Below are 25,211 nucleotides of genomic sequence, written 5' to 3'. Positions count from 1 at the left end.
ACCTGTACCACCGCATTTTTCATCCACATCGGGCTGCATGCCGGATGGATGGGCGTATTCCACGGCATCGAGCCGCTGCTTGCGCTCGCTGTGCTGCTCCCCGTCCTGCTGCGCAGGCATTGTCCTCCGATTCTGTCCATCGGCGCAGGACTGGCTGCACTCCTGACCGGCATGGCGCACATGCAGGATGCGCTCGCACCGCTCTCCGATTCCCCGCTGTTTGCGCGTCTGCTCGCGCAGTGCGCTTCCCCGCTGTCGGGGCTTCTCGCGGGCACAATCATCACAGCCATCCTGCAAAGCTCGTCCGCCTGTATCGCGCTGCTGCAAACCATCTCCTCCTCCGGCATGCTCTCGCTCGGCAGCGTTGTGCCGGTCATTCTGGGACAGAACATCGGCACCTGCGTCACCGCTCTGCTCGCCAGCCTGCGCGCCGGACGCGCCGCCCGACAGACCGCCCTGCTGCACCTGCTGTTCAATGTCATCGGCGCAGCAGCCGTATTCCCTCTGCTGCTCATCATCCGGCAGATATGCCCTGCATGGCTGAGCATCCCCGCCGACAGCGCGGCAATTGCATGGGTACATCTCGCGTGCAACCTCGCCGCCGCAGGCATCTTCCTGCCGCTGCGTCGCGTCATCCTCGCGCACATGACACAAAACAGCCCCCGCAAACGCGAGAGGCTGCCTGATCGCCCGATGTTCAATTTGCGTCAACAATCCATGCATTCGGAATGTGTCGCCCCTTGTCCGGCGTAACCGCCGAAGAACGCGTGATGTTGCGCCCGCGGTAATACATGACAGCGGACGAACCGCCGTCCAGATTGCACGCCTGATACGCGCCGTACTGATACAGAATATCGGTCAGATCGCCCAGTGTAATGCCGATGGAATATCCCGGCTGCCGCCCGTCGATCACGGTCAGCAGCATCTGACCGTCCTTCGTCTGCCCGATGACCGAGCGCGGCTGCAAGCCCCAGCCGGAAGAACCGCTGATGAGTTGTTTCCCGTTGACGATCAGTGCCGGACTGAACTGCATGGCATCACGCGTGCCGCGTGGCAACGTACTGGAAATATTCAACCGATTGCCGCTGTCCATGCCGATGACCTTCATCTTTGTATCCAGCGTGTCAATCACCGTGCGCCCGCCGGAAACAACCATGCCAAACACATCGCCGCCGTTGCCTGTACCTTCCGGGTCAGAAAAACCGCTCGCATTGATGCCGAGCACGGCATTGGTGCTGCGACAGATCTGCTTCAGATAGCTGCCCGAGCTGCCCAGCGTATCCGACACAGCAAGCCGTACCTGCCCGGGATTTTTGACAATCGCCATGCGGCCGGAATAGCCGTCGCCCTTCAGTCCGACAATCACAATGCCGTTGCGCGTATCAATGGCACACACCGGGTCGCCATATATTGTCTGAATCCCGGTCTCCTCTTCATCATAATCCGCCTGGTCGATCATCAGATAGCCGTCTTCATCCAGCACATCGCTCTTCTTATGTGCTGCCATATATGCCCAGAACGACTTCTGGTCAATTTCCGCATATGCCTCAGAGAACTGCTCGCGGATATCATCCCAGGTATCGACCGCTTCTTCGCCCGTGTCATCGAATGAGGTGTCCGTTCCGGTGTCCCAGCTGCTGTTATACTCTTCCTGCCGGAGTTCAATCGTCATGCGTCCGCTCATAACATCGTCAATGACCGACTGCGGCAGGAACATCGTCGCCAGCCACTGGTGGTTCATCGTGCCCATTGCAGTCTCGATATAAATCGTGCGCCACTTCTCGATCAACGGGATATGTGAGAATACAAGCACGCAGTACAGCGCGGCGAGTCCCGCAAGGGTTATTGCCGTCCCGCGCAGGATGTGGCGTTTGTTCCGCGCTTTCCGCCTGCCTCGGCGCAGCTTTTTCTGTTTTTTCGGCGCAGAGATCCGCCGTTTTTTTGTTGCGGGCGCGCCTGCCGTCTTTTCTTCCAGACACACCCAGCCGGAATCATTCCGGTTTTGCTCCCCGTTCACTGGTTCACCCCTCGCATACTGTTGGTGTCTTATTATAGCACAGTTTTCCGCCATATCCTACGGCAAACTACACAAACCCATGTGTTTTTCTTGTGTCCGCGCCCAAATCTATGCTATACTTGGCACAAAACAGGAGGTTCCATCATGCAGATCACCGAACACGAAACCTACATCGAAATCCGCAGTGACAGCCGGTTTTCCGCGCGGCAGACGTTTACCTGCGGGCAGTGCTTCCGCTGGCAGGAGCAGGCAGACGGCAGTTGGCGCGGCGTGGTACGCGGCAGGGCAGCCCGTGTCTGGGATGACGGCGGCGCGCTGTGCATCACCGGCACGCGCGCGCAGTTTGACGCACTGTGGCGCGGCTATTTCGACTGCGATACGGATTATGCATCCATCTGCCAGTCATTTGCGGTAGACGAATTTACGGCAGCAGCGGCGGAATTCGGCGCAGGGATCCGCATCCTGAACCAGGAGCCATGGGAGGCGCTGTGCACATTCCTGATCTCACAGTGCAATAACATTCCGCGCATCGCGGCGATCGTCCAGCGGCTGTGCACGGGCTGGGGCCAGCCGATTTCGTTCGAGGGGCAGACGCTGCATGCGTTTCCGACTCCGGACGCGCTGGCAGACCTGTCACCGGATGACCTTGCGCCGCTGCGCGCAGGCTACCGTGCCCCATATCTGATTGCCGCCGCGCAGGCGATCGAATCCGGTGCACTTTCCTTCGACACGCTGCGCGGTCTGCCGACGGAAGATGCCCGCCGGTACATCATGCAGCTGCGCGGGGTGGGACGAAAGGTTGCAGACTGCTTCCTGCTGTTCGGCCTGCACAGGCTGGACGCATTTCCGGTGGATACCTGGATGAAAAAAGCCGCCGCATCTTACAGCGGCGACATGAAGCAATTCATCGACAGCCCGTTCGCGGGCGTGTACCAGCAGTATTTTTTCTATTATGTCCGGGAGCATCAGCTTGGGAAATAACGCTCTCCTATCCGGTGAGACAACATAAGGCAGCAGCGAGTTCGCTGCTGCCGTTTTCGTCTTAATCTGTTTATCCCTCGATGACCTTTACGTAATAATTTCTGGTGCGCGGTCCGTCGAACTCACAAAAATAGATGCCCTGCCAAATACCGAGCAGCATATTGCCGTCCTCGAACGGGATGGTCTTGGACACGCCCATCGCAGAGCATTTGAGGTGTGCCGCGGAATTGCCCTCCGCATGGCGGAACTCCGGGCGATCCGGATATGCCCTGTCCAGTCCGAGCAGCATGTCGCGCACAACATCCGGGTCGGCATTTTCGTTGATTGTGATGCCTGCCGTTGTGTGCGCGCACCAGACGACGACAACACCGCTTTTTGCGCCGCTCTCGCGGATGGTCTCACGCACGCTCTGCGTGATGTTCAAAAAGCCCTCTCGCGGGGTTTTCAGGGTAAATTTCTTCGCTTTCATGACTCTTCCTCCTCCGGATTGCGGTTCTCGCACAGATAGGTTGCCTCGAGATCGGACAGGTGCAGCTTGACCGCAAGCGGATAGTTCTCATACGCATGCGCGATGGCAAATGAACCGGATTTCGCCGCGTCGTCAAAGCCTCCCATGTGCCAGCGGATCGCAACTGCCTCTTCATTTTTCAGGCGCATAAAACGCTCAATCAGAAACACGGATTTTTCACCGTGTCCATACGGAAATTTGTCGTTGATCGTATAATACGGCACCTTTTCCCATACTCCCGCATCATTTTTTCGGTTGCGGAACGAGACCTCATAAAACCCTGCCTTGCAGATGTCGTGCAGCAGCGTGCAGATCGCAGCGCTCTCCGGGTCGTCCTCCCCTTCGACAAAGTGCTTCTTCATCATGATGCGGTAGACATTCAGGCTGTGCTCCACCAATCCGCCCTCGTAGGCGGCATGGAAACGCGTGGATGCGGGCGCGGTGAAAAAGTCCGTGCTCAGCAGCCATTCAAGCAGGCGGTCTGCGCCGCGCCGCGTGATATTTGCCTTGTACTGGTCAATAAAAATCTGTCTGTAATCCAAGCTCATATTGCCACCTCATATCCGGCCGCTGCCAGAACCTCGCGGATCTGCTCCAGCGGCAAATGCCGGCCGTATACGACAATGCGTCCGCTGTCCAGCGTGATATCCGTCCGTGTAATATCGGGAATGCCTGCCAGCAGCTGCCGAACCTGCCTGACACAGCAGCGCGCACTCATGCCGTTGACGGTCAGCTCGACATAGCTCTCCTGTGCCCGCAGTCCATCATAAACCGCATGCAGCCGTTCACGTGTGTTGCATGACGGGTCATCCAGCACGCGATTGAGCATAGCGGACAGGTAATACCCCACGCGCGCGCCGCGGGCACCCCATGCAATCAGGTCGTTCCCGTTCACCGCAAGATCGCGGCGCGTCAGGCAGCTGTCCTCTGTGAGCACCTGCTCTAACAACCGTTCTGTTTCCAGCAGTTCCGTCAGATTCTGCGGCGTCGTTCCCTGTCCGATGCCATCCGCCTTTTTGATGGCGAGCAGCGCGCGGAAGGTCTCTTCTCCGTGCACTGCCAGCTTGCGCCGCACATGGCGCGTGTTGCTTCCAAGCGGCGTGTCATGATGCCGCACCAGATACAACAGCTGCCGTTCCATCTGTACCGGCAGACGCAGGCGCTGCACCATCTGTTCCGCCAACTCGCGCGAGCGGGCGGGATGTCCGTAAAAATGCCCGACGCCGCGCTCATCGCGGCTGAATGTGTCCGGCTTGCCGACGTCATGCAGCAGCGCTGCCAGACGCAGCAGCGGGTCAGGGCGGATGCCCTCCACCGCGCGCACGGAATGCTCCCACACCGTATATTTATGATATGCATTGTGTTGGTCAAACCCGATCATCGGCTGAATTTCCGGCAAAATCTGCGCGATAATGTCAGAAAATTCCATCAGCACTGCGCCGACATGCGCGCCGCACAGCAATTGCAGCAGCTCGGCGGTGATGCGCTCGGCGGAGACCTGTGCCAGCCGTTCCCGGTTGCGGTGCAGCGCCGCAGCTGTAACCGGCTCGACGACAAACCCCCGCTGAGCCGCAAACCGCAGCGCGCGCAGGATGCGCAGCGCATCCTCTTTCAGGCGCGTGTCCGGATCGCCAACACAGCGGATACACCGACGCTGCAAATCCGCCTGTCCGCCGAACGGGTCACACAGGCCGCGCACCGGACTCCACGCCATCGCATTGATGGTAAAATCCCGCCGCGCAAGATCCCGTTCAATGTCATCCACAAACGACACACTGTCCGGACGCCTGCCGTCGGAATACGCGCCCTCCGTGCGGAAGGTCGTGATCTCGACCGGCATGCCGTCCAAAAGGACGGTCACAGTGCCATGCTTGAGCCCTGTTTCAATCACCGTCTGGTCTGCAAACAGCTGCTCCACCTGCTCCGGCCGCGCCGCCGTGCACACATCATAATCGTGCGGCTGCTTTCCCGCCAGCTGGTCGCGCACGGCGCCGCCGACCACATACGACGGATATCCCGCCGCTTCCAGCCTGTCCAGCGCCATGCGGATCGATGCAGGCAGGTCAAATTCCACCTGTTCCATCGTCAATGCCGCAGCCCGTTGTACGGCTTTTTCTGCTTCAGCTTCCGCTTGTTGCCATTTTCGTCTACAATAACGGTGTTGTCCAGCTGCGCCTTGAGATTGGCACGGTATTCTGCAATATATTCGTCCCGCAGCTGCTTCTGCTCCGCTTTTTCCTCCGGGGTCAGGCCCTCTGCCTTGGATTTTCTGGCGAGCGCATTGATGCGGCTGATTTTCTGCTGATCCATACGTGGATTCCCTCCGATTTTTGTTTCTGTTTCGGTTTTATTATATCGTTTTCCACCATCTATGGCAAGTACGGATGTGCCAACGCTTGACACAGTTTCCGACATATGTTACCGTTATAAAATAAAAACAATGTGCAAACGTTTTCAAATAACAGGAAAGGATGGTTTTTCTCCATGAGACCAGAAACCGCTTGTATCCATGCCGGCTATGAGCCGGGCAACGGCGGCGCACGCGCACTGCCGGTTTACCAGTCCACGACCTTTACGTTCGATTCCACCGAGCATGTCGGCGCGCTGTTTGATCTGACGGCAGGTGACGCCTTCTATACCCGACTGGGCAATCCGACAGTCGACGCCGTGGAAAAGAAAATTGCCGCACTTGAGGGCGGCGTCGGTGCACTGTGCACCTCGTCCGGTCAGGCCGCTTCGATGCTCTCCATTCTGAACATCGCGCAGGCCGGCGACCACATTCTCTGCTCCTCTGCCATTTACGGCGGCACGTTCAACCTGTTCGGCGTCACGCTCAAGAAGCTGGGCATTGAGGTCACCTTTATCGACGAGGACGCATCGCTTGAGGAGCTTCAGGCGCTCGTCCAGCCGAACACAAAGGCTGTTTTCGGTGAGACGATTGCAAACCCGGCACTGACTGTGCTCGACATTGAAAAGATGGCACAGCTTGCCCACAGCAATGGCATTCCGCTGATTGTGGACAATACCTTTGCAACGCCGATCCTGTGCCGTCCGTTTGACTTCGGCGCGGATATCATCGTACACTCCACCACCAAGTACATGGACGGCCATGCCGTACAGATGGGCGGCGTCATCGTTGACAGCGGCAAGTTCGACTGGGGCGCTTCCGGCAAGTTCCCGGGACTGACCGAGCCGGATGCCTCTTATCATGGCCTGCGCTACACCGAAGCGTTCGGCGAAGCCGCTTATATCACCAAGGCGCGCGTCCAGCTGATGCGCGACATGGGCACCTGCCAGACCCCGATGGGCGCATTCCTGCTCGATCTCGGCTTGCAGACGCTGCCGCTGCGCATTCGTCAGCACAGCAAGAACGCCCTGACCGTCGCGGAATATCTGGAGCAGCAGCCGGATGTTGAGTTTATCAACTATCCGGGTCTCGCATCCGACAAGTACCATGCACTCGCAGAAAAGTATCTGCCGGAGGGCACGGCAGGCGTCATCTCGTTCTCCATCAAGGGCGGACGCGACCGCGCGGCGAAGTTCATCGACAGCCTCAAGCTGGTATCGCTCGAGGTACATGTTGCGGATATCCACAGCTGCATTCTGCATCCGGCGACAGCAACGCACCGCCAGCTGACCGACGAGCAGCTGGTTGCCTGCGGCATCACGCCGGGCCTCGTCCGCCTGTCGGTCGGTCTGGAAAATGTCGAAGACATTCTGGACGACATCAAGCAGGCCTTTGCAGCCATCGCTGAATAAGCTTTCCCAATCTATAAAACTGCCATCCGAAATCCGATTCGGATGGCAGTTCTTTTTTGCACAAATATACCGGCGAACGGTTCGTCTGTTCAGTCAATCGCAAAGAACCGTTTGCCATTCTCTGTCGTGATGCGCTCCACCTCTTCAACGGTCAGACCCTGAAATTCCGCGATGCGCTCCGCGACGCGATGGACAAACAGCGAACTGTTGCGCACGCGCTTTGCCTGTAAGCGTTCCGGCTCCGGGGTCAGATACGGACTGTCCGTCTCGATCATGATACGATCCATCGGCAAATGTTCAATGATATGCCGCGCTTTTTTTGCTTTGCCGTAGGTGATGACACCGGTAAATGAAAGATACCAGCCGAGCTTTAAAATCTCCTGCGCCGTCTCCAGACTGCCGGAATAGCAGTGGTACACGCCGCGCAGGTCGTCATATTCCTTCACGATGTTCAGGCAGTCCTCATGTGCGTCGCGGTCATGGATGATGACCGGAAGCCCGACCTCCCGCGCCAGCTCCAGCTGTGCGCGCAGCAGCTGCTTCTGCTTCTCGCGCGGCGGTGTGGTCTCCGGCGAACGCTTTTCCCAATAGTAATCCAACCCGATTTCGCCGATGGCTTTGACCTTCGGATGAGCGGACAGTTCACGAATGCGGTCGATGTCCGCCTGTGTCACGCCCATGCTGTATTCCGGATGGATGCCGACAGCGGCATACATAAAGTCATGTGTCTCCGCCAGACGGATTGCTGTCTCGGATGTTTCCACCGTACAGCCGGGGTTGACAATCAGCCCGACGTTATGCGCCGGCATAGACGCAAGCAGCGCCTCGCGGTCGGTGTCAAACCAGTCGTCGTCGTAATGTGCATGTGTATCAAACAACATAGCGTCCCTCCCTGTAGGAAAACAGCGGCTCTGGAGCAGAGCCGCTGTCTGAATTGCATGTGTTATCGAATGGTGCAGCCGGACGGGATGCCGTCGACAAAAATCACCTTGACGCCTTCCGGTGCGTCAGCTGCCAGAATCATGCCCTGGCTCTCCACGCCGCGCAGCTTGGCAGGCTTGAGGTTGGCAACCAGCACAACCGTCTTGCCGATCATATCTTCCGGCTTGTAATACTGTGCGATACCGGAGACAACCTGGCGCTTTTCTTCGCCGACCTCCAGTTGCAGGCACAGCAGCTTATCCGACTTCTTGACCGGCTCGCAGGCGACAACCTTTGCCGTCTTGAGCGAAACCTTTGCAAAATCGTCAATGCCGATGGCAACGCCTTCCGGCTTGTCCTCCGCCTTCTTTTCTGCCTTTTCCGCCTTCTTGGCGTTCTTCTGTGCTTCCTTAATCTGCTTTGCCTGACGCTTCTCGAGGAATTCCAGCTCCTTGTTCATGTCGATGCGCGGGAACAGTGCCGGGCCCTTGCAGACAGTGACGTCAGCCGGCAGCTTGCCGAAGATACCGGCAGCCTCCCAGGTATAAACATCCTCGGCAGCACCGATCTGGGCACGGATCTTCTCCGCGGAATCCGGCATAAACGGGGTCAGCAGCACGCCGCAGATTCGGATGGTCTCCAGCAGGTTGTACATGACGCGCGCCAGACGCGGGCGGTTTGCCTCATCCTTTGCGAGTACCCACGGAGCAGTCTCATCGATATACTTGTTCGCACGGGAAATGACCTTGAAAATCTCAATCAGGCCGTCCTGGAAGGCATAGGCTTCCATCTTCTCCTCATAGCGCGCGCGCAGGCCGGATGCCATTGCGACGATCTCATTGTCGAGGTCATCTGCTGCCTGCTCTGCCGGAAGCGTGCCGTCGAAATATTTCTCGACCATGGAAACGGTGCGCGATACCAGATTGCCGAGATCGTTTGCCAGATCGGAATTGATGCGGTTGATGAGCGCTTCGTTGGAGAATACGCCATCGGAACCGAACGGGAATTCACGCATCAGGAAGTAGCGCAGAGTATCCACGCCATAGCGCTCGCACAGGAATACCGGATCAACGACGTTGCCCTTCGACTTGGACATCTTGCCGCCGTCCAGCAGCAGCCAGCCGTGACCGTAAACCTTCTTCGGCAGTGGCAGGTCAAGTGCCATCAGCATTGCCGGCCACAGGATGGAGTGGAAACGGACAATTTCCTTGCCGATGAAATGGACATCTGCCGGCCAGAACTTCTCGAAATCATGATACTTGTCATTTTCATAGCCCAGTGCGGTGATATAGTTGGTCAGCGCATCAATCCAGACGTAAACGACATGCTTCGGGTCGGATGTGACCGGAACGCCCCAGCTGAACGAGGTTCGCGATACGCAGGTATCCTCCAGACCCGGCTTGATGAAGTTGTTGAGCATCTCGTTTGCGCGGGATGCCGGCTCCAGCCAGTCCGGATTCTCCTCATACAGCTTGATGATGCGGTCTGCGTACTTGCTCAGACGGAAGAAATATGCTTCTTCCTCCGCATCGACGACCTCACGGCCGCAGTCCGGACATTTGCCGTCCACCAGCTGTGCCTCCGTCCAGAACGACTCGCACGGCTTGCAGTACTTGCCCTTGTAGACCGACTTATAGATATCGCCCTGATTCTTCAGGCGTTCAAAAATCTTCTGTACCGCCTCGACATGGTAGTCATCCGTGGTGCGGATAAAGCGGTCGTTGGAGATGTTCATCAGCTTCCACAGATCCTTGATGCCGCTGACAATGTTGTCAACGAACTGCTGCGGGGTGACACCGGCTTCCTTTGCCTTGTCCTCGATCTTCTGGCCGTGCTCATCCGTGCCGGTCAGGAACATGACATCATAGCCCTGCAAGCGCTTATAGCGCGCCATGGTATCGGTTGCGACGGTGCAGTAGCAGTGACCGATGTGCAGATTATCCGATGGATAATAAATCGGGGTTGTTATATAAAACGGTTTCTTCTCCAATGGAATCTCTCCTTCGCATTCAAAATTCTTTCTTTTTCATGATATACCAAAACAGGGCGCAACATCAAGTTATTTTGAAAAATTTCCCCGTTTTGCCGAAAAAAATAACGGACACAGCAGAATATTTGCCTGCTGTGCCCGAATCGTTCCGGTTTTTTTATTCTTTATCCGCCTCCGGCGGTGCCACCCGGATCTGTACGCCCCGGATGCGGTCAAACAGATGATAGACGGACAGCATGAAATATGGATAAACATAAATCATCGGAATACCACCCAGCATCAGTGTCAGCAGGAACCAGAAACAGAAGCTGAGCAGCAGGCTGAGCACCTCGCGCTTATGCCCGCGGAAGGTTTCCGCCGCCATGCGCACTGCGCGCCAGCACCCCAGGTCTTTCCGCTCTGCCAGCAGTGTATACGCACACTGATACCGCACCACCATGCAGGCATACAGAAACACTGCAACGATGACAATTTCCCAGCTCAGAAACAGTCCGAGAGAATTGGGCAGCACCAGAGATACGGCATAAACCGCACCGTATGCCACAGCTGCCAGCGGCACCGCCCACAGCGCCGAGAACAGCGCGAGCACCAGCGTCAGCCGGATGGATTTTGCATACAGCCTGCCTGAGCCGAGGCACATGGTCACCATGCCTGCCGCCGGATGGGCACCTGCGCGCCGCAGTGCATAAAACTGTGTCAGGCCGAAATACAGCGGCTTGTCAATCAGCAGCGTGGCAAGCAGGTACGCCCCCGCATACGCCAGCAGCCGCATGTCAGACAGCTCGCGCAGCGCGCCATCCGCATCAAAGCACGCCGTTCGTAAGACCAGCGAAAGCAGTACGCCCGGAATCAAATACAGCAGTGTCGCGCCCAGAATCGGCCACAGCGATGCTGCAATGTCCTGTTTGGCGGCGAGCTTGCTGCCAAATACATTGTCCGCATGTTGTTTTCCCATATGCTTCCTCCCGGGCGCGACACCGCGCAGATTATTTCAGCAGATACGAGCTGCTGTTTTCCTTGTTTGTGGTGGATTCGCCGTTGACCGTGACGGTCTTGTACAGCGTTGCGTGCTTGTACTTGCCGCTCGCATAGGTCTTCGCATACAGCGAAACCTCCTTGTCGACCGTCTTGGTGCCGATGATGCGGACGGTCAGCGTGCCGCCGCCCACACTGATATCGAGCTTGATCGGATAATCCGTGTCGTTGACAAATTTAAAGTCCTTGCTGCCCCAGGCAACCGCCGCATCCTGAGATACCGGCGTATAGGTGACCTGGAACTGATGGTTGTAGCGCTCAGTTACCTCGAGGTCCGCGCGCAGAGTCGCCATATAGATCGTCGAGGACGGCTGGCAGACGCCGCCGCCAAGGCCTTCGACCTCCTGGCCATCCTGGAAGATAATCGCAGATCTGTACCCGCGTGCCGCAGTGCGTTCACCGACGATATCGTTGTACGAAAATTCCTCGCCCGGGTTCAGAATCGTGCCGTCGCACGCATTCGCCGCCAGACGGAGGTTGGTGGTACGTGATGCCTGCCCGCCGTTGTAATAGGTCGTTGCAGATGCCAGCGTGTCGCGGAACAGCACCGGCTCAAGATCCGCCTTCTTGATCTTCGCTTCGGTCAGCTCAACCGGAATGGTATAGGTCTGTTCCGTCGCATCGCCGATGGCGGAGGAAATTGCACTTTCTTCCACCTTGACGCCGTCTACCGCCTCGAGAACGGTCTTGCCGTCCGACTTGTCAACAGTCGCATTCTGCGGATCACAGTTGACGTCCTCGGCAATCGCCTTGGCGTCCGGCTTCTCCTGATCGACTGCATAGGTCTCAATGGTGTAGTCCTCCAGATCGACGGCCTGCACCTTGGCGGTCAGGTCGCTGACTGCCTTTTCCTTGTCAAAGCCAAGGCCCTGCTTGCCTGTGTCAACCTGAAGCTCGGCCTTTTCCTTATCGACCTGCCAGCTCGGCTGTACCGGATCATAGGTCAGGTCTGCGGCAATTTCATCCACCTTTGCGGCAATCGTACCGTCTTTTACGGTTACATTGAGCGAAACATCCCAGCCGCTGAACATGCTGTTGAGCACTGTGCCGACGCGCTGGAAGTAATTGCCCTCACGGCCGATCAGATACGCCTGCTGTGCAGAGGTCGCGCCGTCGACTGCTTCCGCAACGTCAGACACCTTGATGGTGTATTCCTTTTCGGAATCCGTGCCGAGGTCCTTTCCGGTCAGCTTGATTTCCTTATCGAAAATGCCGTTCTGTACCTCTCCGGCTATGTACGACTGTGCCTCTTCCTGCGTCATCCCGCTGAGCTTGTAGGAATCCGCAACGCGGACACCCGGGAAAATGCCGCCGTAGCTGTACACATATGCGCTGAAACCGATCACGACAACCGCGGCCGCACCGGCAACTACCGCCGCGATGCGCTTGCCCTTCGATTTTTTGCGCTGTGTGCCTTCTTTCGATACTTCTTCCTCCGGTTCGTCTTCCGGTTCTTCCTCCGGCTCAGCAGCTTCCGGCGCCGCGCTTTCCGGTTCCTTCACCGGTTCCTCCGGAACGGCCTCGGCCGGTTCAGCCTCCGCGGCAGTTTCCGGCTCCTGTGCCGAAGACTGCTCCTCTGCCGCCGGCTCCGCACCGCCGTCGGTCACATGCACCGGCGTCGCCGCAACCCAGCTGCCATCCGGGTTTCTTTTTTTCATCTCAAATGACGCGGCATTCGCCTCGTCCTGTTCGGTCACAACCGGAAAGCCCTTGGTGGATTCCTCCACACCATTCTGCTCCGGTGCTGCGCCGGACTGTTTATTCTCTTTCATGCAGTCTTAGCCCTCCTGCTTAGCAAATGAAATGTCGTTTCAGTATACCGGTTCCACGGCATTGCATGCAGCCGTGTAAGAATATCATAGTGCATTGCAAGGAAAAATACAATTACAAAACCGAAACAATTTGGCAATTATTTGATGTATTTTTCTACATTTTGGCAAAACACTCCAGCGGGGCTTTTAAACATTAAAGCGGAAAACAACAATATCGCCGTCTCGCATGACATAATCCTTGCCTTCCAAACGGACGAGACCCTTCTCCTTGGCGGCGACCATCGAGCCGCACGCCATCAGGTCATCATATGAAATCACTTCCGCGCGGATGAAGCCGCGCTCGAAATCGGTGTGGATCTTGCCTGCCGCCTGCGGTGCGCGTGTGCCCTTCTTGATCGTCCAGGCGCGTACCTCCTTCGGACCTGCGGTCAGGAAGCTCATCAGGCCGAGCAAGTCATAGCAGACACGGATCAGGCGGTCAAGGCCGGATTCCTCCAGACCCAGCTCGGACAGGAACAGCTCCTTCTCATCGTCCTCCAGCGTGGCAATGTCCTGCTCCATCTGCGCGCAGATCGGGAGAACCATTGAACCCTCCGCTTCTGCAATACGGCGAACCGCTTCCAGACGTCTGTTTTCCGCCTCATCGCCGGTAAAGCCGTTTTCATCGACATTTGCCGCATAAATGACCGGCTTGGACGACAGCAGGTCAACCGTGGAGATCAGCTCCTGATATTCCTCAAACTCCGGGAACGTGCGGGCAGTCTTGCCCTGCTCCAGGTGCGCGTGCAGGCGCTCGAATACCTCGATTTCCTCGTTATACTTCTTGTCACCCTTCGCCAGCTTCTTCGAGCGCTCAATGCGGCGCTCAAGCAGCTCCATGTCCGACAGAATCAGCTCAAGGTTGATGGTCTCGATATCGCGCTCCGGATCAATGCTGCCCTCGACATGGACGATGTTCTCGTTCTCAAAGCAGCGGACAACGTGCACAATCGCATCGACCTCGCGGATGTGGGACAGGAACTTGTTGCCCAGACCCTCACCCTTGGACGCGCCGCGCACCAGACCTGCGATGTCGACAAATTCGACAACGGCCGGAATGGTCTTCGGCGGATGGTACATCTCGGTCAGCTTATCCAGACGCTCGTCCGGGACGCTGACCATGCCGACGTTCGGGTCAATCGTACAAAACGGATAATTCGCCGATTCCGCACCGGCGTTCGTGATGGCATTGAACAGTGTGCTCTTGCCGACGTTCGGCAGTCCGACAATACCAAGTTTCATTGCATTCGTTCCTTTCTATGTCAGCCGGGAGACAGCCCGCCGCCTGATGGATTTTTTTACATACTTTTATAGTATACACCGGTTATTCTTCGCTGGCAAGTGTCGAAATGTGGTCAGTGTAACGGAATTGCAACGGTTTTCGACCCGCATTTTTGGAAGCTGCGATTGTGTACATTCTGTGTAAACAATCCTATAATAGAGTCAGAACCCAAACAACCATCCGGGTTTTGGGCTGATCTTATTCGCAAGCTCGATTTGGAGGTATTGTTCATCATGCCTGCACTTGTTTCCCACCACAGTTTTTCCACAGCCGCCCTTTCGCAGGCACAGCCGTATCTGGCAAACGCCGCCGCTGCCGCACCGATGGCTTTCCGCTGGGGTGCACAGGGACCGGATATCCTGTATTATTACCAACCTCTGTATGAAAATCACATCTGTCGCACCGGACATCGCATACACAGTGAGCGCACAGCGCGTGTCTTCTCCGCGCTGACCGCAGAATGCGCCCGCCAGAATACACCGGAGGCCACGGCCTATCTGCTCGGTTTCTGCTGTCATTATATCCTTGACCGTTCTGCGCATCCGTTCGTCACATATATGGCCAATTACCGGCTTGATCCACTGTTTCCATGTATGTCGCACACCGCGCTGCACAACCTGTGCGAGGCGGAGCTGGACCGTGCGCTCATCGAGCACATCCATCCCGGCGGGAGTGCGGATTTCCGCTCCTATGTCCTGCTGTCCTGCGACGCCAAATGTATCAACGCCGTCGCACCGCTGCTGTCGCATGCGGTCTGGAACGTATACGGCACGCGTGTCACGCCCAAGACGGTCAAATCGTGTATGCGCTCGATGCTGCGCATGCAGCGCATGCTGCACGACAAAAGCGGCCGGCGCACGGCCGCTGTCAGCTGGCTGGAAACACGGCTCGGCTCGCCCGGCGCGATCTCCAGTCTCATCCGTCCGACCCATCCGCTGGATGCCGACTGCCTGAACCTCAACCACCGCGCATGGATCGATGCCGCGACACCGCATATGCGCCGTTACACCGATTATTTCCAGATTTTCGATCAGGCACAGCGCTTCGCCGCCCAGCTCATGGATGTGTGCTATGACGCTGTACAGACCGGCGCACCGCTGCCGGACGAGCTGTTCCAGCTCAACTTTCTCGGACTGCCCGAACGATAACAAAAACAAACTGCCTTCCGCCGATGCATCGCACCGCTGGAAGGCAGTTTTTGTTATTTCGTCTGTTCCTGTTCTGCCGGTTCCTGTACCGCTTTGATTTCCGGCACACGGCGCAGCGCATGCACCAGATATACCAGCAGATATCCCGCCGCACAGGCATATACCGCGAGCCGCATCGTGCCGGTCACGCCGACCTGGGTGTAAAAGCCCCCCTCCGACAGCACGCACCATGCCGCTGTACCGCCGATCTGTGTGCACGCCAGATACAGCACCACGCCAGCCGACGCGAAAAACCGCGCCGCCGAGCCTTTGGCCGAAAACAGGAAGCTGCCGATGCTGTAAAACGCCGTCATCACCGCGATGACCAGAAGCAGCGCATAGCTGTATTCCGAGGTAATCGGATTGCCGCTGTTTTCATGGTACAGCATAATCAGGTCGAGGCAGCACCAGAACATCGGGATGGTAAAATACAGGCCCATCTGACGGCTCACCGCTGCGCCGCGCAGCTGTGCGACAGCAGCCAGCAGCAGCGAAATGCCCGAGCACAGTGCCAGCACCCACAGCACCGCGACCGCCACGACAATCAGTGTGCTCGGATATACCACGCTGCCATTCAGGTCAACCGTCTGTTCAATCAGGTGTGCAGGCATCTGTGCGATACTGAAGCCACTGAACAGGATCATCCCGATAGCTGCTATGGCACACAGCACGCCTGCAATTTTTCCCATGCCGCTGAACAGCTGTTCAAATGCACAGCCATCCGCCTTTCCGAACCACATGCGACCGAGTACAGCAAACAGGACAATCACGCAGACCGTCAGTACAGCCAGCGCCGTCGCAGGCAGATATCCGGAAACCGGCAGCCCGGTTTCCGGCTCACAGCCGTACAGCAGGCTCCTGCCGCGCAGTATGGCTCCCGCCGCGCCCGCCAGCACAATCAATATCAGATACATCCAATTGCGTTTCATGATGGAATTCCTCCAGAACGGAAAACAGGTTCGTTTTCCCAATTTCTTCTGTCCAGTATAGCACAGATTTCCCCACCTGTGGAATATTTTTTCACAAAAGCGGGCGGCAGCACCTCTGTACTGCCGCCCTGCCTGTATCAGGACATCTGTGTTTTATGCATTGCGCCCACAGCACTTTTTGTATTTCTTCCCGCTGCCGCACGGGCACGGGTCATTGCGTCCCGGCTTTTTAACCGCTTTCTGCGGTGTCTTTTTCACGGTCTGGTCGCCCGATGTCGCGGTTTCCTCCGCAACCCTCTCGCGCTTCGGCTCCTCATGGACGCGGACGCGCGCGGTGTACATCATGCGGACGGTGTCCTCACGGATCATCGCAATCATCTCGTCGTACATCTCCGAGCCCTCGCGCTTGTACTCGACAACCGGATCACGCTGCGCATAGGCGCGCAGGCGGATGCCGTTTCTCAGCTCGGTCATCGCATCGATGTGCTCCATCCACTTCTCGTCGACATTGCGCAGCAGGACGACGCGCTCCAGCTCGCGCATGATGTTCGGCGTCAGCTCCTCTTCCTTCGCCGCATAGACCTGATGCGCGATGTCACAAATCTCATTGGTCAGGGAATCCGGCGTCAGATCGTTGATCTCCGCGTCGGTATAAGTCAGGTCATCCGGTTTCAGGAACTGACCGAGGAAATGGCGCTTGATGTTCTCCACATCCTGCGGCTCGACATAGGACTTTTCACCCAATACGCCATGGACAACTGTCGCAACGACACTGTCGACCATACGAGGATGGATTCACTCAGGTCGCGGCCATCGAGCACATCCTGACGCTGCTTGTAAATGACCTCGCGCTGTGTGTTGAGCACATCGTCATATTGCAGGACATTTTTGCGGATGCCGAAGTTGCGCGACTCGACCTTCTTCTGTGCGCTCTCGATCGCACCGGACAGTATCTTCTGGTCAATCGGTGTCTCATCATCCATGCCCATTTTATCCAGCATGCCCATGACGCGCTCCGAACCGAACAGGCGCATCAGGTCATCCTCCATGGAAATGTAGAAATTGGACTCGCCCGGGTCACCCTGACGTCCGGCGCGGCCGCGCAGCTGGTTGTCAATGCGGCGCGATTCATGGCGTTCGGTGCCGAGAATACACAGGCCGCCCGCCGCGCGCACGCGTTCCGCGTCCGCATCGGTCTGCTTTTTAAACGTATCATAATGGCGCTGGAATTCCTCGCGCGCGTGCAGAATCTCCGGGTCTTCGGTATCTGCATGGCCGTTCGCCTCGGCGATCACCGCCTCGTCAAAGCCCGCCTTGCGCAGGGCATCGATTGCCATGAATTCCGGGTTGCCGCCCAGCACGATATCCGTGCCGCGGCCTGCCATGTTTGTCGCAATGGTGACCGCACCCAGACGGCCTGCCTGCGCGACAATCTCCGCTTCCTTCTCGTGGAACTTCGCGTTCAGCACGTTATGCGGAATGCCCTCGCGCTTGAGCATCTTGGACAGCAGTTCACTCTTGTCGATGGAAACCGTACCCACCAGAATCGGCTGACCCTTTTCGTGGCATTCCTTGATCTTGCGGATTGCCGCATGGAATTTGCCCTGTTCGGTGCGGTAGACGCAGTCCGGATTGTCAATACGTGCAATCGGGCGGTTGGTCGGGATTTCAATGACGTCCAGCTTGTAAATCTCGCGGAACTCATCCTCCTCGGTCAGCGCCGTACCGGTCATGCCGGACAGCTTGCCGTACAGGCGGAAATAATTCTGGAACGTGATGGTTGCGAGCGTCTTGCTCTCGCGCTGTACCTGCACGTGCTCCTTCGCTTCGATTGCCTGATGCAGGCCCTCATTGTAGCGGCGTCCGAACATCAGGCGGCCGGTAAATTCATCGACAATGATAATCTCATTGTCGCGGACAACATAATCGACATCGCGGTGCATGATGCCATGCGCACGGATCGCCTGATTGATATGATGTGCAAGTGTGGAGTTCTCCGGATCCGCGAGATTTTCGACATGAAAATACTGCTCCGCCTTTTTCTGTCCGACGGCGGACAGGACAGCGGTCTTCGCCTTTTCATCGACGACATAATCCGCATTCAGCTGTGCGAGAATCTCACGGTCCTCGTCGGTCATCGGCTTCGCCTTATCCGGATTTGCCTTGCGCTCCTCCTCTTCGAGACGCAGGCGTTCGCCCTCCGCCTCAAGGTCGAGCTTGTCATCGGTTTCCTTGATGCGATAGCTCTTCAGGCGGCAGACAAAGTTCTCCGCCTGCTGATACAGGTCGGTGGACTTATCGCCGCGTCCGGAAATAATGAGCGGGGTGCGTGCCTCATCGATCAGGATGGAGTCGACCTCATCGACGATGGCAAACGGATGCCCGCGCTGCACCATGTTCTGCTTGTAAATTGCCATGTTGTCGCGCAGGTAATCGAAGCCGAATTCATTGTTCGTGCCGTAGGTAATATCCGCCTGATACATCGCCTTGCGCTGATCCGGCGGGACGTCATGGATGACGAGTCCGACGGTCATGCCGAGGAAACGGTAGACCTTTCCCATCCACTCGCTGTCTCGCTTTGCCAGGTAATCGTTGACGGTGACAATATGCACGCCCTTGCCTGCGATGGCATTCAGATATGCAGGCAGAGTTGCCACCAGCGTCTTGCCTTCACCGGTCTTCATCTCAGCGATACGGCCCTGATGCAGGACAATGCCGCCGATGATCTGCACGCGGTAATGGCGCATACCGAGCACACGTCCGGCCGCTTCGCGCATGGTTGCAAATGCTTCCGGCAACAGGTCATCCAGCGTCTCACCGTTCTGGTAGCGCTGTCTGAATTCGTCCGTCTTTGCGCGCAGCTGTGCATTGGTCAGCCCGCGGTACTGTTCCTCGAGTGCATCCACCTTGTCTGCAATCGGTTTGATTCGTTTGAGCTCATGGTCACTGTGCGTGCCGAAGAGTTTTTCTAAAAAACGAGCCATTCGTAAAAGTTCCTCTCTAAAAATCCGCCGCAAAACGCCGTTTCCGGTATTTCGCTGGTCATTCACCTTGCATTATAACACAAAATCATTTGGAGAAAAATCAATTTTTTGTTAAATGGGGGCTTTTTCCGGCCATGCGCAAAAAAAACTTTACTTCTTTTGCCGGTTTTACTATAATATCTAGTTAAGAACACGAAAAATCCGCATTGTATTGATAGGGGAGTTTGTTTTGGCACTCATTGAATTTGAAGAATATAAGCAGAAGCTGACCGCACTCGAGCCCGCCATCCAGGAGCTGGGACAGGCGTATGACCTCGAGCACACCGCAGAAGAGGTGGAGGAGCTGGAAAACCGCGCGAGTGAGCCGGGCTTCTGGGATGACATGGAAAAGTCGCAGAAGATTTTGCAGCGCACCAAGGCGCTCAAGGACAAGCTCGAGGGCTATCAGAACCTGTGCACCCAGCAGGAAGACCTGCTGACACTGTGTGAGCTGGCAATCGAAGCTGAGGACGAATCCATGCTGGACGAGCTGCGCGAGGGCTATGACGCACTGGCGGACGAGCTCGATCGCCGCAAGCTGGCAACGCTGCTGCTCGGCGAATACGACGCAAACAATGCCATCCTGTCGTTCCATGCGGGCGCAGGCGGCACCGAGGCACAGGACTGGTGCGAGATGCTGTACCGCATGTACACCCGCTGGACCGAACGCCACGGCTTCACGTACAAAATCATGGACTATCTTGAAGGCGATGACGCAGGCCTGAAGTCCGCTTCTATCCTCATTGAGGGGGAAAATGCTTATGGCTTCCTCAAGAGTGAGTCCGGCGTACACCGCCTTGTTCGCATTTCGCCGTTTGACTCGTCCGGCCGCCGCCATACCTCCTTCTCCGCAGTCGAGGTCATGCCGGAAATCGATGACGACATGGAAGTCGACATCCGCCCGGAGGACATCGATATGCAGGTATTCCGTTCGTCCGGCGCAGGCGGCCAGCACATCAACAAGACGTCCTCTGCCGTCCGCCTGATCCACAAGCCGACCGGCATTGTCGTCAGCTGCCAGACCGAGCGAAGCCAGTTCCAGAACCGTGAGAACTGTATGAAAATGCTGCGCGCAAAGCTGGTCGAGATCAAGGAACGCGAGCACCTCGACAAAATTTCCGACATCAAGGGCGACCAGAAGAAGATCGAATGGGGCAGCCAGATCCGCTCCTATGTCTTCATGCCGTACACGCTGGCAAAGGACACACGCACCGGCTTTGAAAACAGCAACATCGACGCTGTCATGGACGGCGATATCGACGGATTCATCAACGCTTACCTGACCGCACAGGCCACAGGTGAGCTGGAGACCAAGTGATGAGCCGGAAAACCGCAGTCACGATTCTGCTCTGCTTTGTGTGCGCCGCCGTCATCGGCGTATGCGCCATGGCAGGCGTGAGCAAATGGAACCAGCATCAGGCAGAACTGGAGCGCCAGCAGCAGCTCGAAGCGTACAGCGCTCAATTGACGGATTCTTTTGACGCACTGTATGAAATGGAGGCCGGCCTGCTCGACCGCATGGCGAAGCAGCAGCAGGCGGAAGCTCTGACCGCGAGGTGCTGATCGACGCCATCGAAGCCATCCGTTCGCCGATGGAGGCACTCGCCGCCGCAGACGCACCGGAGGGTCTTTCCGAAGTACAGCAACACTTTTCCAATGCTGCCGAATCGTTTGGTTCCATGGCAGACACGGTGACCGAGCTGCTCGCGGACAAAAACCAGAACAGTGAAGCCCTGCGTTCTGCCGCCGTCGGGCTGCTGCCGGATGCCGTCGATGCATTCGACCAGCTGCGTTACGGTGTGGAAGCACTGGAGGAGAGTGGCGCGCCCGTCCCGGACAGTGCGCAAAAACTCACAGAAGAGCTGAACGCCCTGTTGGACAGCGGCGTCAGCAGCATGCTCACCAGGCAGGACTGACACAGCTTTTACACAGCCGGAAGGCGGGAAAATTCCCCCTTCCGGCTTTTGCTTTGCCCGCATGGACTTATGCGGTGTTTTTCTTTAAAACTGTGCACACTGTATAAAACAAGCCGAATTATTTTGTATCTATTCAACAGATTTTCGTCCTGTTTGATAACAAACGTGTGCTTTCGTCAACCCGCACAGCACAATTTTAAAATTCATTTTTTCGTTGTGAAACTTGCCTATTGAAAAGATGGGTCATTTATGCGAAACTCTTTCTTGCGAAAAGCAAAGACGCAGCATACGTCCATAAATATACTAAAATTTCTTCACGAGGAGAAGATTGTTATGACTACCTATGAGTTTGTTTCCCCGGCTACCGGCAAGTGCGTTCCGATTGAAGCGATCTATGACAAGACCCTGAGCAGCAAGGCTTTGGGCGATGGCGTTGCCATTTTCCCGGCCTCCGGTGAGGGCACGGTTTCCGCTCCGTGCGATTGTGTTGTCAGCCGCGTTTCTGAAGCCAAGAATGCTGTCACCATTCTGGATACCGTCCGCGACATTGAAATGCTGCTGTGCGCTGAGGTTGACAGTGAGATGCACAATCCGAAGATTTCTTTCTGCGTTGAGCCGGGTCAGACCGTCAAGACCGGTGAGACCCTGTTCACCTGTGATGTCGATGATATCCGCGCACACGGCTATCAGGTCGAATTCCCGTGCATCATCACCAATGCACCGCTCTCCAGCATTCACGTAACCAGCGGCGACGTCATTCGCGGTGAATCCAATATCCTGTCCTGCGAATCTGTCGGCTGATTGACTTCCATCTGCCATTCATCCGGTAAATTTCACCCATTTACTGAATAATCTCTCTCTTTTCTGTTTACGATAAAAGCACGCCGTTTCTCCCGGCGTGCTTTTTCTAATCTATGCAAAACAAGGGGGATGTAAAATGACTGACCGCACCAAATACCTCGTCACCGGAGCCTGCGCCGGGGCCGCAAACGGTTTCTTTGGTTCCGGCGGCGGGCTGTTTCTTGTGCCGCTGTTCACCGGCTGGCTCGGCATGCAGCAAAAAACCGCCTTTGCTACCTCGGTGGCTGTGATTTTCCCGCTTTCTGCGGTGAGTGCCGCCATTTATTTCTGGAAGGGCGGTATTTCCCTGTCTTATGCCGCACCGTATCTGCTCGGCGGTGTGGTCGGCGGSATACTCTCCGGCCTGCTGTTTTCCAAAGCATCCGTCCCCYSCTGCGCAAGGCATTTGCGCTGCTGCTTCTGTGGGGCGGTGTGCGCGCGSTGCTGCTGCTGTGAGCGGGTTYSTCGYCGGCGCGGCGACCGGAATTTTATCCGGCTTTGGCATCGGCGGTGGCTCACTGCTCATCCTGTGGCTGACCATCTTTGAGGGCACGGCGCAGTACGCCGCCGCAGGCATCAACCTGCTGTATTTCCTGTGCTGTGCACCTGCCGCACTGGTGTCACACTTCCGCAACCATCTGATTGACATGCGTGCGGCGCTTTGGTGCGCACTCGCGGSCTGTATCACCTCCCCGCTGGCCTCGCTCGCTGCCGGCGCTATTCCAACCGGATGGCTGCGGCGGTTATTCGGCGTGCTGCTGCTGGTGCTGGGATGCAAAGAGCTGTTTGCAAAGACCGAATCACCGGGTCGGACGTCACGATAAACTGTCTTCCCSGCCACATGCATCCCGCTTGTCAGGCGTATCTGAACAGTCGAAAATCTTGACTATTTCTACAAATGCGGGCCGCTTTATCGTGAAAAACACTTGAAATCCAAACGGATTCCAGCGTGCCTTTGCCTTGAACCAGTCACTGCGATGCCGGCATTTCTTTCACCATTACATTCACCTGAATATGTGCAAAAAAGCGCCTGTTTCAGGAGAAACATGTGCTTTTCCATACAATAATGCGTTTTGAAATGCGTTTTCAGATTGCCGTCAGATTCTTGAGCGAAATGTCCATCGCCGGGGGACGCATAGGTCAGCGCGCCGGAGGATACAAAATCCACGCCGATATCAGCAATTTCCAGCAGGCGTTCTGCCGTGACATTGCCGGAGCACTCGGTCTTYGCGCGGCCGTCAATGATCCTGACTGCCTGGCGCATGGTCTCGTTGTCCATGTTGTCCAGCATGATGACATCTGCACCGCAGGAAGCCGCTTCGGTTACCTGCTCAAGTGTCTCGCATTCCACCTCAATCTGGGTGACAAAGGAGACATAGTCGCGCGCCATCTGTACCGCCTTGGTGATCGAACCGGCTGCACAGATATGGTTGTCCTTCATCATGACGCAGTCGGACAGGTTGTAACGATGGTTTGTGCCGCCGCCGCAGCGAACCGCATACTTTTCAAAAATACGCAGGCCCGGTGTGGTCTTGCGGGTATCCAGCAGTTTGGTGTGCTTGCCTTCCAGAATCCTGACCATCTTGTTGGTGTTGGTTGCGATGCCGCTCATGCGCTGCAGGAAGTTGAGCGCGGTGCGCTCACCGGTCAGCAGCGTGCGGATATCGGCATAAATCACGCCGATCAGCTGGCCCTTTTTCACCTCGTCGCCATCCTTACAGGAGGTCTCGAAATGCGAACCGCTTTCCAGCAGCTCAAACACGCGGGCAAAAACATCCAGACCGCAGATAATGCCGTCCTGCTTGCAGATCAGCTCTGCCTTGCCCTGCTGCGGCTCACGCATAATGGCATTGGTGCTGACATCCTCGCTTGTGACGTCCTCGCGCAGCGCGTTGAGGATCGCCGGGTCCATATTAAGAATCATAGTGGAGCCACTGCTCATAAAATGCTTCGTCCTTTCGCTTGATTTCATCTAATACCGCCTTGCGGTTTCTCTGGTCGATATCGGCATACTCATCCGCATTAAATGCAATATTTTCCGTCGACACAGGCTGTTCAGTAGAAACATGAGCCGCCGCATGGTTCGCTGCACGCTCCGCAAATACAAGGCTTTCGAGCAGCGAATTGCTCGCCAGTCGATTGCGTCCATGCACGCCGTTGCAGCTGGTCTCGCCGACCGCATACAGGCCGTCCATCGATGTCTTGCTGTCCAGATCGACCTTGATGCCGCCCATGAAATAGTGCTGCCCCGGTGTAACCGGAATCGGCTCCTTTGTCATGTCGTAGCCTTCCTCGAGACACTGCTTGTAAATGTTTGGGAAACGCTTTTTGACAAAATTTGGGTCGAGATGCGTAACCGAAAGCTCGACATACGGGCGATTGTCAATTTTCATCTGCTTGCCGATTTCCTTTGCGAGCAGATCGCGCGGCAGCAGTTCATTGACAAAGCGCTCGCCCTTTGCATTGAGCAGATAAGCGCCCTCGCCGCGCACTGACTCGGAATCAGGAATCGGCGTCCCGGCTTGGTTGTGTACAGTGTGGTCGGATGAATCTGGATGTAATTGATGTGCTCGATTTCAATGCCGTGGCGCATGGCAATTGCCAGCGCGTCGCCGGAAATGTGCGGGAAATTGGTGAAAAGCGGAACAGGCCGCCAGTCCGCCGGTTGCCAGTACAACCGCACGCGACGAATTTCACGGATGGTGCCGTCTGCATCGCGCACAACGCGCCGCAGCAGCGGTTTTCCTTTTCATCGCACAGCAGATCAACCAGTGTGGTATGTTCTTCGATGCGGATGTTTTCGCGTTCCTTCGCGCGCTCCAGCAGCTTGCCGGTGATTTCACGGCCGGTCAGGTCTTCATGGAACAGGATGCGGTTTTCCGAATGCGCACCCTCACGGGTGAAGACAAAGCAGCCGTCCTCATCGCGCTGGAAATCCACGCCGTAATCCACCAGCTCCTGCGCAATGTGCTGCGAGGAACGGATCATAATATCGACCGATGCCTTGTTGTT

At 56.6% G+C, this 25,211-nt stretch carries 22 protein-coding genes and 3 pseudogenes; 10 read left to right on the top strand and 15 right to left on the bottom strand.

Translation table 11 applies throughout. The annotated features are described in order from the left end of the window. The coding region (locus tag CBW42_RS12745; protein ID WP_133058320.1) for a Na/Pi symporter at window positions 1-753 on the top strand (753 nt) is incomplete at its 5' end. Here CBW42_RS12745 and CBW42_RS12740 read toward each other — a convergent pair. Further along, window positions 698-2,017 carry a phosphodiester glycosidase family protein gene (locus tag CBW42_RS12740; protein WP_165761186.1) on the bottom strand — a complete coding sequence of 440 codons (1,320 nt, stop codon included), beginning with the start codon at window positions 2,015-2,017 and terminating at the stop codon, window positions 698-700. The genes CBW42_RS12745 and CBW42_RS12740 overlap by 56 nt on opposite strands. 144 nt (window positions 2,018-2,161) lie before the next feature. Here CBW42_RS12740 and CBW42_RS12735 point away from each other — a divergent pair, with 144 nt between their 5' ends. Then, window positions 2,162-2,998: a DNA-3-methyladenine glycosylase family protein gene (locus CBW42_RS12735; RefSeq protein ID WP_087022249.1), complete on the top strand. Its 837-nt coding sequence runs from the start codon at window positions 2,162-2,164 to the stop codon at window positions 2,996-2,998. A gap of 70 nt (window positions 2,999-3,068) precedes the next feature. Here the strand turns inward: CBW42_RS12735 and CBW42_RS12730 are convergent, their stop codons facing one another. From CBW42_RS12730 to CBW42_RS12715, 4 genes are read right to left on the bottom strand one after another with little or no spacing between them, the layout of a single operon-like run. Continuing rightward, entirely contained in the window at window positions 3,069-3,467 is a 399-nt protein-coding gene (locus tag CBW42_RS12730; protein ID WP_087022247.1) for a secondary thiamine-phosphate synthase enzyme YjbQ, read from the bottom strand. After that, a complete protein-coding gene (locus CBW42_RS12725; protein ID WP_087022256.1) occupies window positions 3,464-4,048 on the bottom strand; it encodes an HD domain-containing protein in 585 nt (194 codons plus the stop codon). The genes CBW42_RS12730 and CBW42_RS12725 overlap by 4 nt, the downstream gene beginning before the upstream one ends. 2 nt (window positions 4,049-4,050) lie before the next feature. Beyond that, complete coding sequence (locus CBW42_RS12720; protein WP_087022244.1) at window positions 4,051-5,589, bottom strand: HD domain-containing protein; 1,539 nt, start codon at window positions 5,587-5,589, stop codon at window positions 4,051-4,053. Window positions 5,590-5,591: 2 nt separating this feature from the next. After that, window positions 5,592-5,816, bottom strand: coding sequence for a DUF896 domain-containing protein (locus CBW42_RS12715; protein ID WP_087022241.1), 225 nt, complete (start codon window positions 5,814-5,816; stop codon window positions 5,592-5,594). Between the two features lie 174 nt (window positions 5,817-5,990). On the opposite strand from CBW42_RS12715, the gene CBW42_RS12710 reads away from it, so the two are divergent. Further along, a complete protein-coding gene (locus tag CBW42_RS12710) occupies window positions 5,991-7,265 on the top strand; it encodes an O-acetylhomoserine aminocarboxypropyltransferase/cysteine synthase family protein (RefSeq protein ID WP_087022238.1) in 1,275 nt (424 codons plus the stop codon). Between the two features lie 89 nt (window positions 7,266-7,354). On the opposite strand, the gene CBW42_RS12705 is transcribed toward CBW42_RS12710, so the two are convergent. From CBW42_RS12705 to ychF, 5 genes and pseudogenes are all read right to left on the bottom strand, one after another. Beyond that, window positions 7,355-8,146 (bottom strand): TatD family hydrolase, encoded by a 792-nt coding sequence (locus CBW42_RS12705; protein ID WP_087022235.1) that lies wholly within the window; start codon window positions 8,144-8,146, stop codon window positions 7,355-7,357. Window positions 8,147-8,208: 62 nt separating this feature from the next. Beyond that, window positions 8,209-10,188 (bottom strand): annotated as a pseudogene (metG, locus tag CBW42_RS12700) (methionine--tRNA ligase); the annotation flags it as partial. A 145-nt stretch (window positions 10,189-10,333) separates the two neighbouring features. Next, window positions 10,334-11,131 carry a DUF975 family protein gene (locus CBW42_RS12695; RefSeq protein WP_087022228.1) on the bottom strand — a complete coding sequence of 266 codons (798 nt, stop codon included), beginning with the start codon at window positions 11,129-11,131 and terminating at the stop codon, window positions 10,334-10,336. Window positions 11,132-11,162: 31 nt separating this feature from the next. Then, window positions 11,163-12,983 (bottom strand): VanW family protein, encoded by a 1,821-nt coding sequence (locus CBW42_RS12690; RefSeq protein ID WP_087022225.1) that lies wholly within the window; start codon window positions 12,981-12,983, stop codon window positions 11,163-11,165. A 186-nt stretch (window positions 12,984-13,169) separates the two neighbouring features. Further along, entirely contained in the window at window positions 13,170-14,264 is a 1,095-nt protein-coding gene (ychF, locus tag CBW42_RS12685; RefSeq protein ID WP_087022222.1) for a redox-regulated ATPase YchF, read from the bottom strand. 273 nt (window positions 14,265-14,537) lie between these two features. Here ychF and CBW42_RS12680 point away from each other — a divergent pair, with 273 nt between their 5' ends. After that, window positions 14,538-15,452 (top strand): zinc dependent phospholipase C family protein, encoded by a 915-nt coding sequence (locus CBW42_RS12680; RefSeq protein ID WP_087022219.1) that lies wholly within the window; start codon window positions 14,538-14,540, stop codon window positions 15,450-15,452. Window positions 15,453-15,505: 53 nt separating this feature from the next. Here CBW42_RS12680 and CBW42_RS12675 read toward each other — a convergent pair whose 3' ends face one another. After that, window positions 15,506-16,420, bottom strand: coding sequence for a hypothetical protein (locus CBW42_RS12675; RefSeq protein ID WP_087022216.1), 915 nt, complete (start codon window positions 16,418-16,420; stop codon window positions 15,506-15,508). 153 nt (window positions 16,421-16,573) lie between these two features. Then, window positions 16,574-19,404: pseudogene (gene secA, locus CBW42_RS12670) on the bottom strand (preprotein translocase subunit SecA). Window positions 19,405-19,633: 229 nt separating this feature from the next. Between secA and prfB the strand changes: the two are divergent. The 6 genes from prfB to CBW42_RS12640 all read left to right on the top strand — a co-directional run bounded on the left by prfB (window position 19,634) and on the right by CBW42_RS12640 (window position 23,023). Beyond that, the gene (gene prfB, locus CBW42_RS12665; RefSeq protein ID WP_087022213.1) at window positions 19,634-20,761 is read left to right on the top strand and encodes a peptide chain release factor 2; all 1,128 of its coding nucleotides are present in this window, start codon (window positions 19,634-19,636) and stop codon (window positions 20,759-20,761) included. Next, a complete protein-coding gene (locus CBW42_RS12660) occupies window positions 20,761-21,006 on the top strand; it encodes a hypothetical protein (RefSeq protein ID WP_087022210.1) in 246 nt (81 codons plus the stop codon). The genes prfB and CBW42_RS12660 overlap by 1 nt, the downstream gene beginning before the upstream one ends. Then, the gene (locus CBW42_RS12655; RefSeq protein WP_087022207.1) at window positions 21,000-21,359 is read left to right on the top strand and encodes a hypothetical protein; all 360 of its coding nucleotides are present in this window, start codon (window positions 21,000-21,002) and stop codon (window positions 21,357-21,359) included. The genes CBW42_RS12660 and CBW42_RS12655 overlap by 7 nt, the downstream gene beginning before the upstream one ends. Before the next feature lie 333 nt (window positions 21,360-21,692). After that, window positions 21,693-22,160: a PTS sugar transporter subunit IIA gene (locus CBW42_RS12650; RefSeq protein ID WP_165761176.1), complete on the top strand. Its 468-nt coding sequence runs from the start codon at window positions 21,693-21,695 to the stop codon at window positions 22,158-22,160. 136 nt (window positions 22,161-22,296) lie between these two features. Then, window positions 22,297-22,746 carry a sulfite exporter TauE/SafE family protein gene (locus CBW42_RS12645; protein ID WP_133058319.1) on the top strand — a complete coding sequence of 150 codons (450 nt, stop codon included), beginning with the start codon at window positions 22,297-22,299 and terminating at the stop codon, window positions 22,744-22,746. Next, a complete protein-coding gene (locus CBW42_RS12640; protein ID WP_165761185.1) occupies window positions 22,652-23,023 on the top strand; it encodes a sulfite exporter TauE/SafE family protein in 372 nt (123 codons plus the stop codon). Before CBW42_RS12645 ends, CBW42_RS12640 begins: the two co-directional genes overlap by 95 nt. Before the next feature lie 86 nt (window positions 23,024-23,109). Here the strand turns inward: CBW42_RS12640 and nadC are convergent, their stop codons facing one another. The 3 genes and pseudogenes from nadC to CBW42_RS15480 all read right to left on the bottom strand — a co-directional run. Further along, window positions 23,110-24,123 (bottom strand): carboxylating nicotinate-nucleotide diphosphorylase, encoded by a 1,014-nt coding sequence (gene nadC / locus CBW42_RS12635; protein WP_330395864.1) that lies wholly within the window; start codon window positions 24,121-24,123, stop codon window positions 23,110-23,112. Next, a pseudogene (locus tag CBW42_RS15485) lies at window positions 24,113-24,792 on the bottom strand (FAD-binding protein). The gene nadC and the pseudogene CBW42_RS15485 overlap by 11 nt, the downstream one beginning before the upstream one ends. Then, window positions 24,702-25,211, bottom strand: a 510-nt coding sequence (locus CBW42_RS15480) for an FAD-binding protein (protein ID WP_407922981.1), incomplete at its 5' end; no start/stop codon positions are given. The gene CBW42_RS15480 and the pseudogene CBW42_RS15485, both read right to left, overlap by 91 nt.

Source organism: Butyricicoccus porcorum, assembly GCF_002157465.1.
GTDB lineage: Bacteria > Bacillota > Clostridia > Oscillospirales > Butyricicoccaceae > Butyricicoccus_A > Butyricicoccus_A porcorum.
The sequence above is the reverse complement of the archived record's forward strand: the minus strand, read 5'-3'. Positions and strand labels throughout refer to the sequence as shown.

Excerpts from the sequence above, each read along its gene's own strand:
- CBW42_RS12690 (WP_087022225.1), bottom strand. The coding sequence starts at position 12,983 with ATGAAAGAGAATAAACAGTCCGGCGCAGCACCGGAGCAGAATGGTGTG.
- CBW42_RS12675 (WP_087022216.1), bottom strand. The coding sequence starts at position 16,420 with ATGAAACGCAATTGGATGTATCTGATATTGATTGTGCTGGCGGGCGCG.
- CBW42_RS12730 (WP_087022247.1), bottom strand. The coding sequence starts at position 3,467 with ATGAAAGCGAAGAAATTTACCCTGAAAACCCCGCGAGAGGGCTTTTTG.
- CBW42_RS12660 (WP_087022210.1), top strand. The coding sequence starts at position 20,761 with ATGAGCCGGAAAACCGCAGTCACGATTCTGCTCTGCTTTGTGTGCGCC.
- CBW42_RS12650 (WP_165761176.1), top strand. The coding sequence starts at position 21,693 with ATGACTACCTATGAGTTTGTTTCCCCGGCTACCGGCAAGTGCGTTCCG.
- ychF (WP_087022222.1), bottom strand. The coding sequence starts at position 14,264 with ATGAAACTTGGTATTGTCGGACTGCCGAACGTCGGCAAGAGCACACTG.
- CBW42_RS12695 (WP_087022228.1), bottom strand. The coding sequence starts at position 11,131 with ATGGGAAAACAACATGCGGACAATGTATTTGGCAGCAAGCTCGCCGCC.
- CBW42_RS12680 (WP_087022219.1), top strand. The coding sequence starts at position 14,538 with ATGCCTGCACTTGTTTCCCACCACAGTTTTTCCACAGCCGCCCTTTCG.
- CBW42_RS12705 (WP_087022235.1), bottom strand. The coding sequence starts at position 8,146 with ATGTTGTTTGATACACATGCACATTACGACGACGACTGGTTTGACACC.
- CBW42_RS12710 (WP_087022238.1), top strand. The coding sequence starts at position 5,991 with ATGAGACCAGAAACCGCTTGTATCCATGCCGGCTATGAGCCGGGCAAC.
- CBW42_RS12715 (WP_087022241.1), bottom strand. The coding sequence starts at position 5,816 with ATGGATCAGCAGAAAATCAGCCGCATCAATGCGCTCGCCAGAAAATCC.
- CBW42_RS12735 (WP_087022249.1), top strand. The coding sequence starts at position 2,162 with ATGCAGATCACCGAACACGAAACCTACATCGAAATCCGCAGTGACAGC.
- CBW42_RS12720 (WP_087022244.1), bottom strand. The coding sequence starts at position 5,589 with ATGGAACAGGTGGAATTTGACCTGCCTGCATCGATCCGCATGGCGCTG.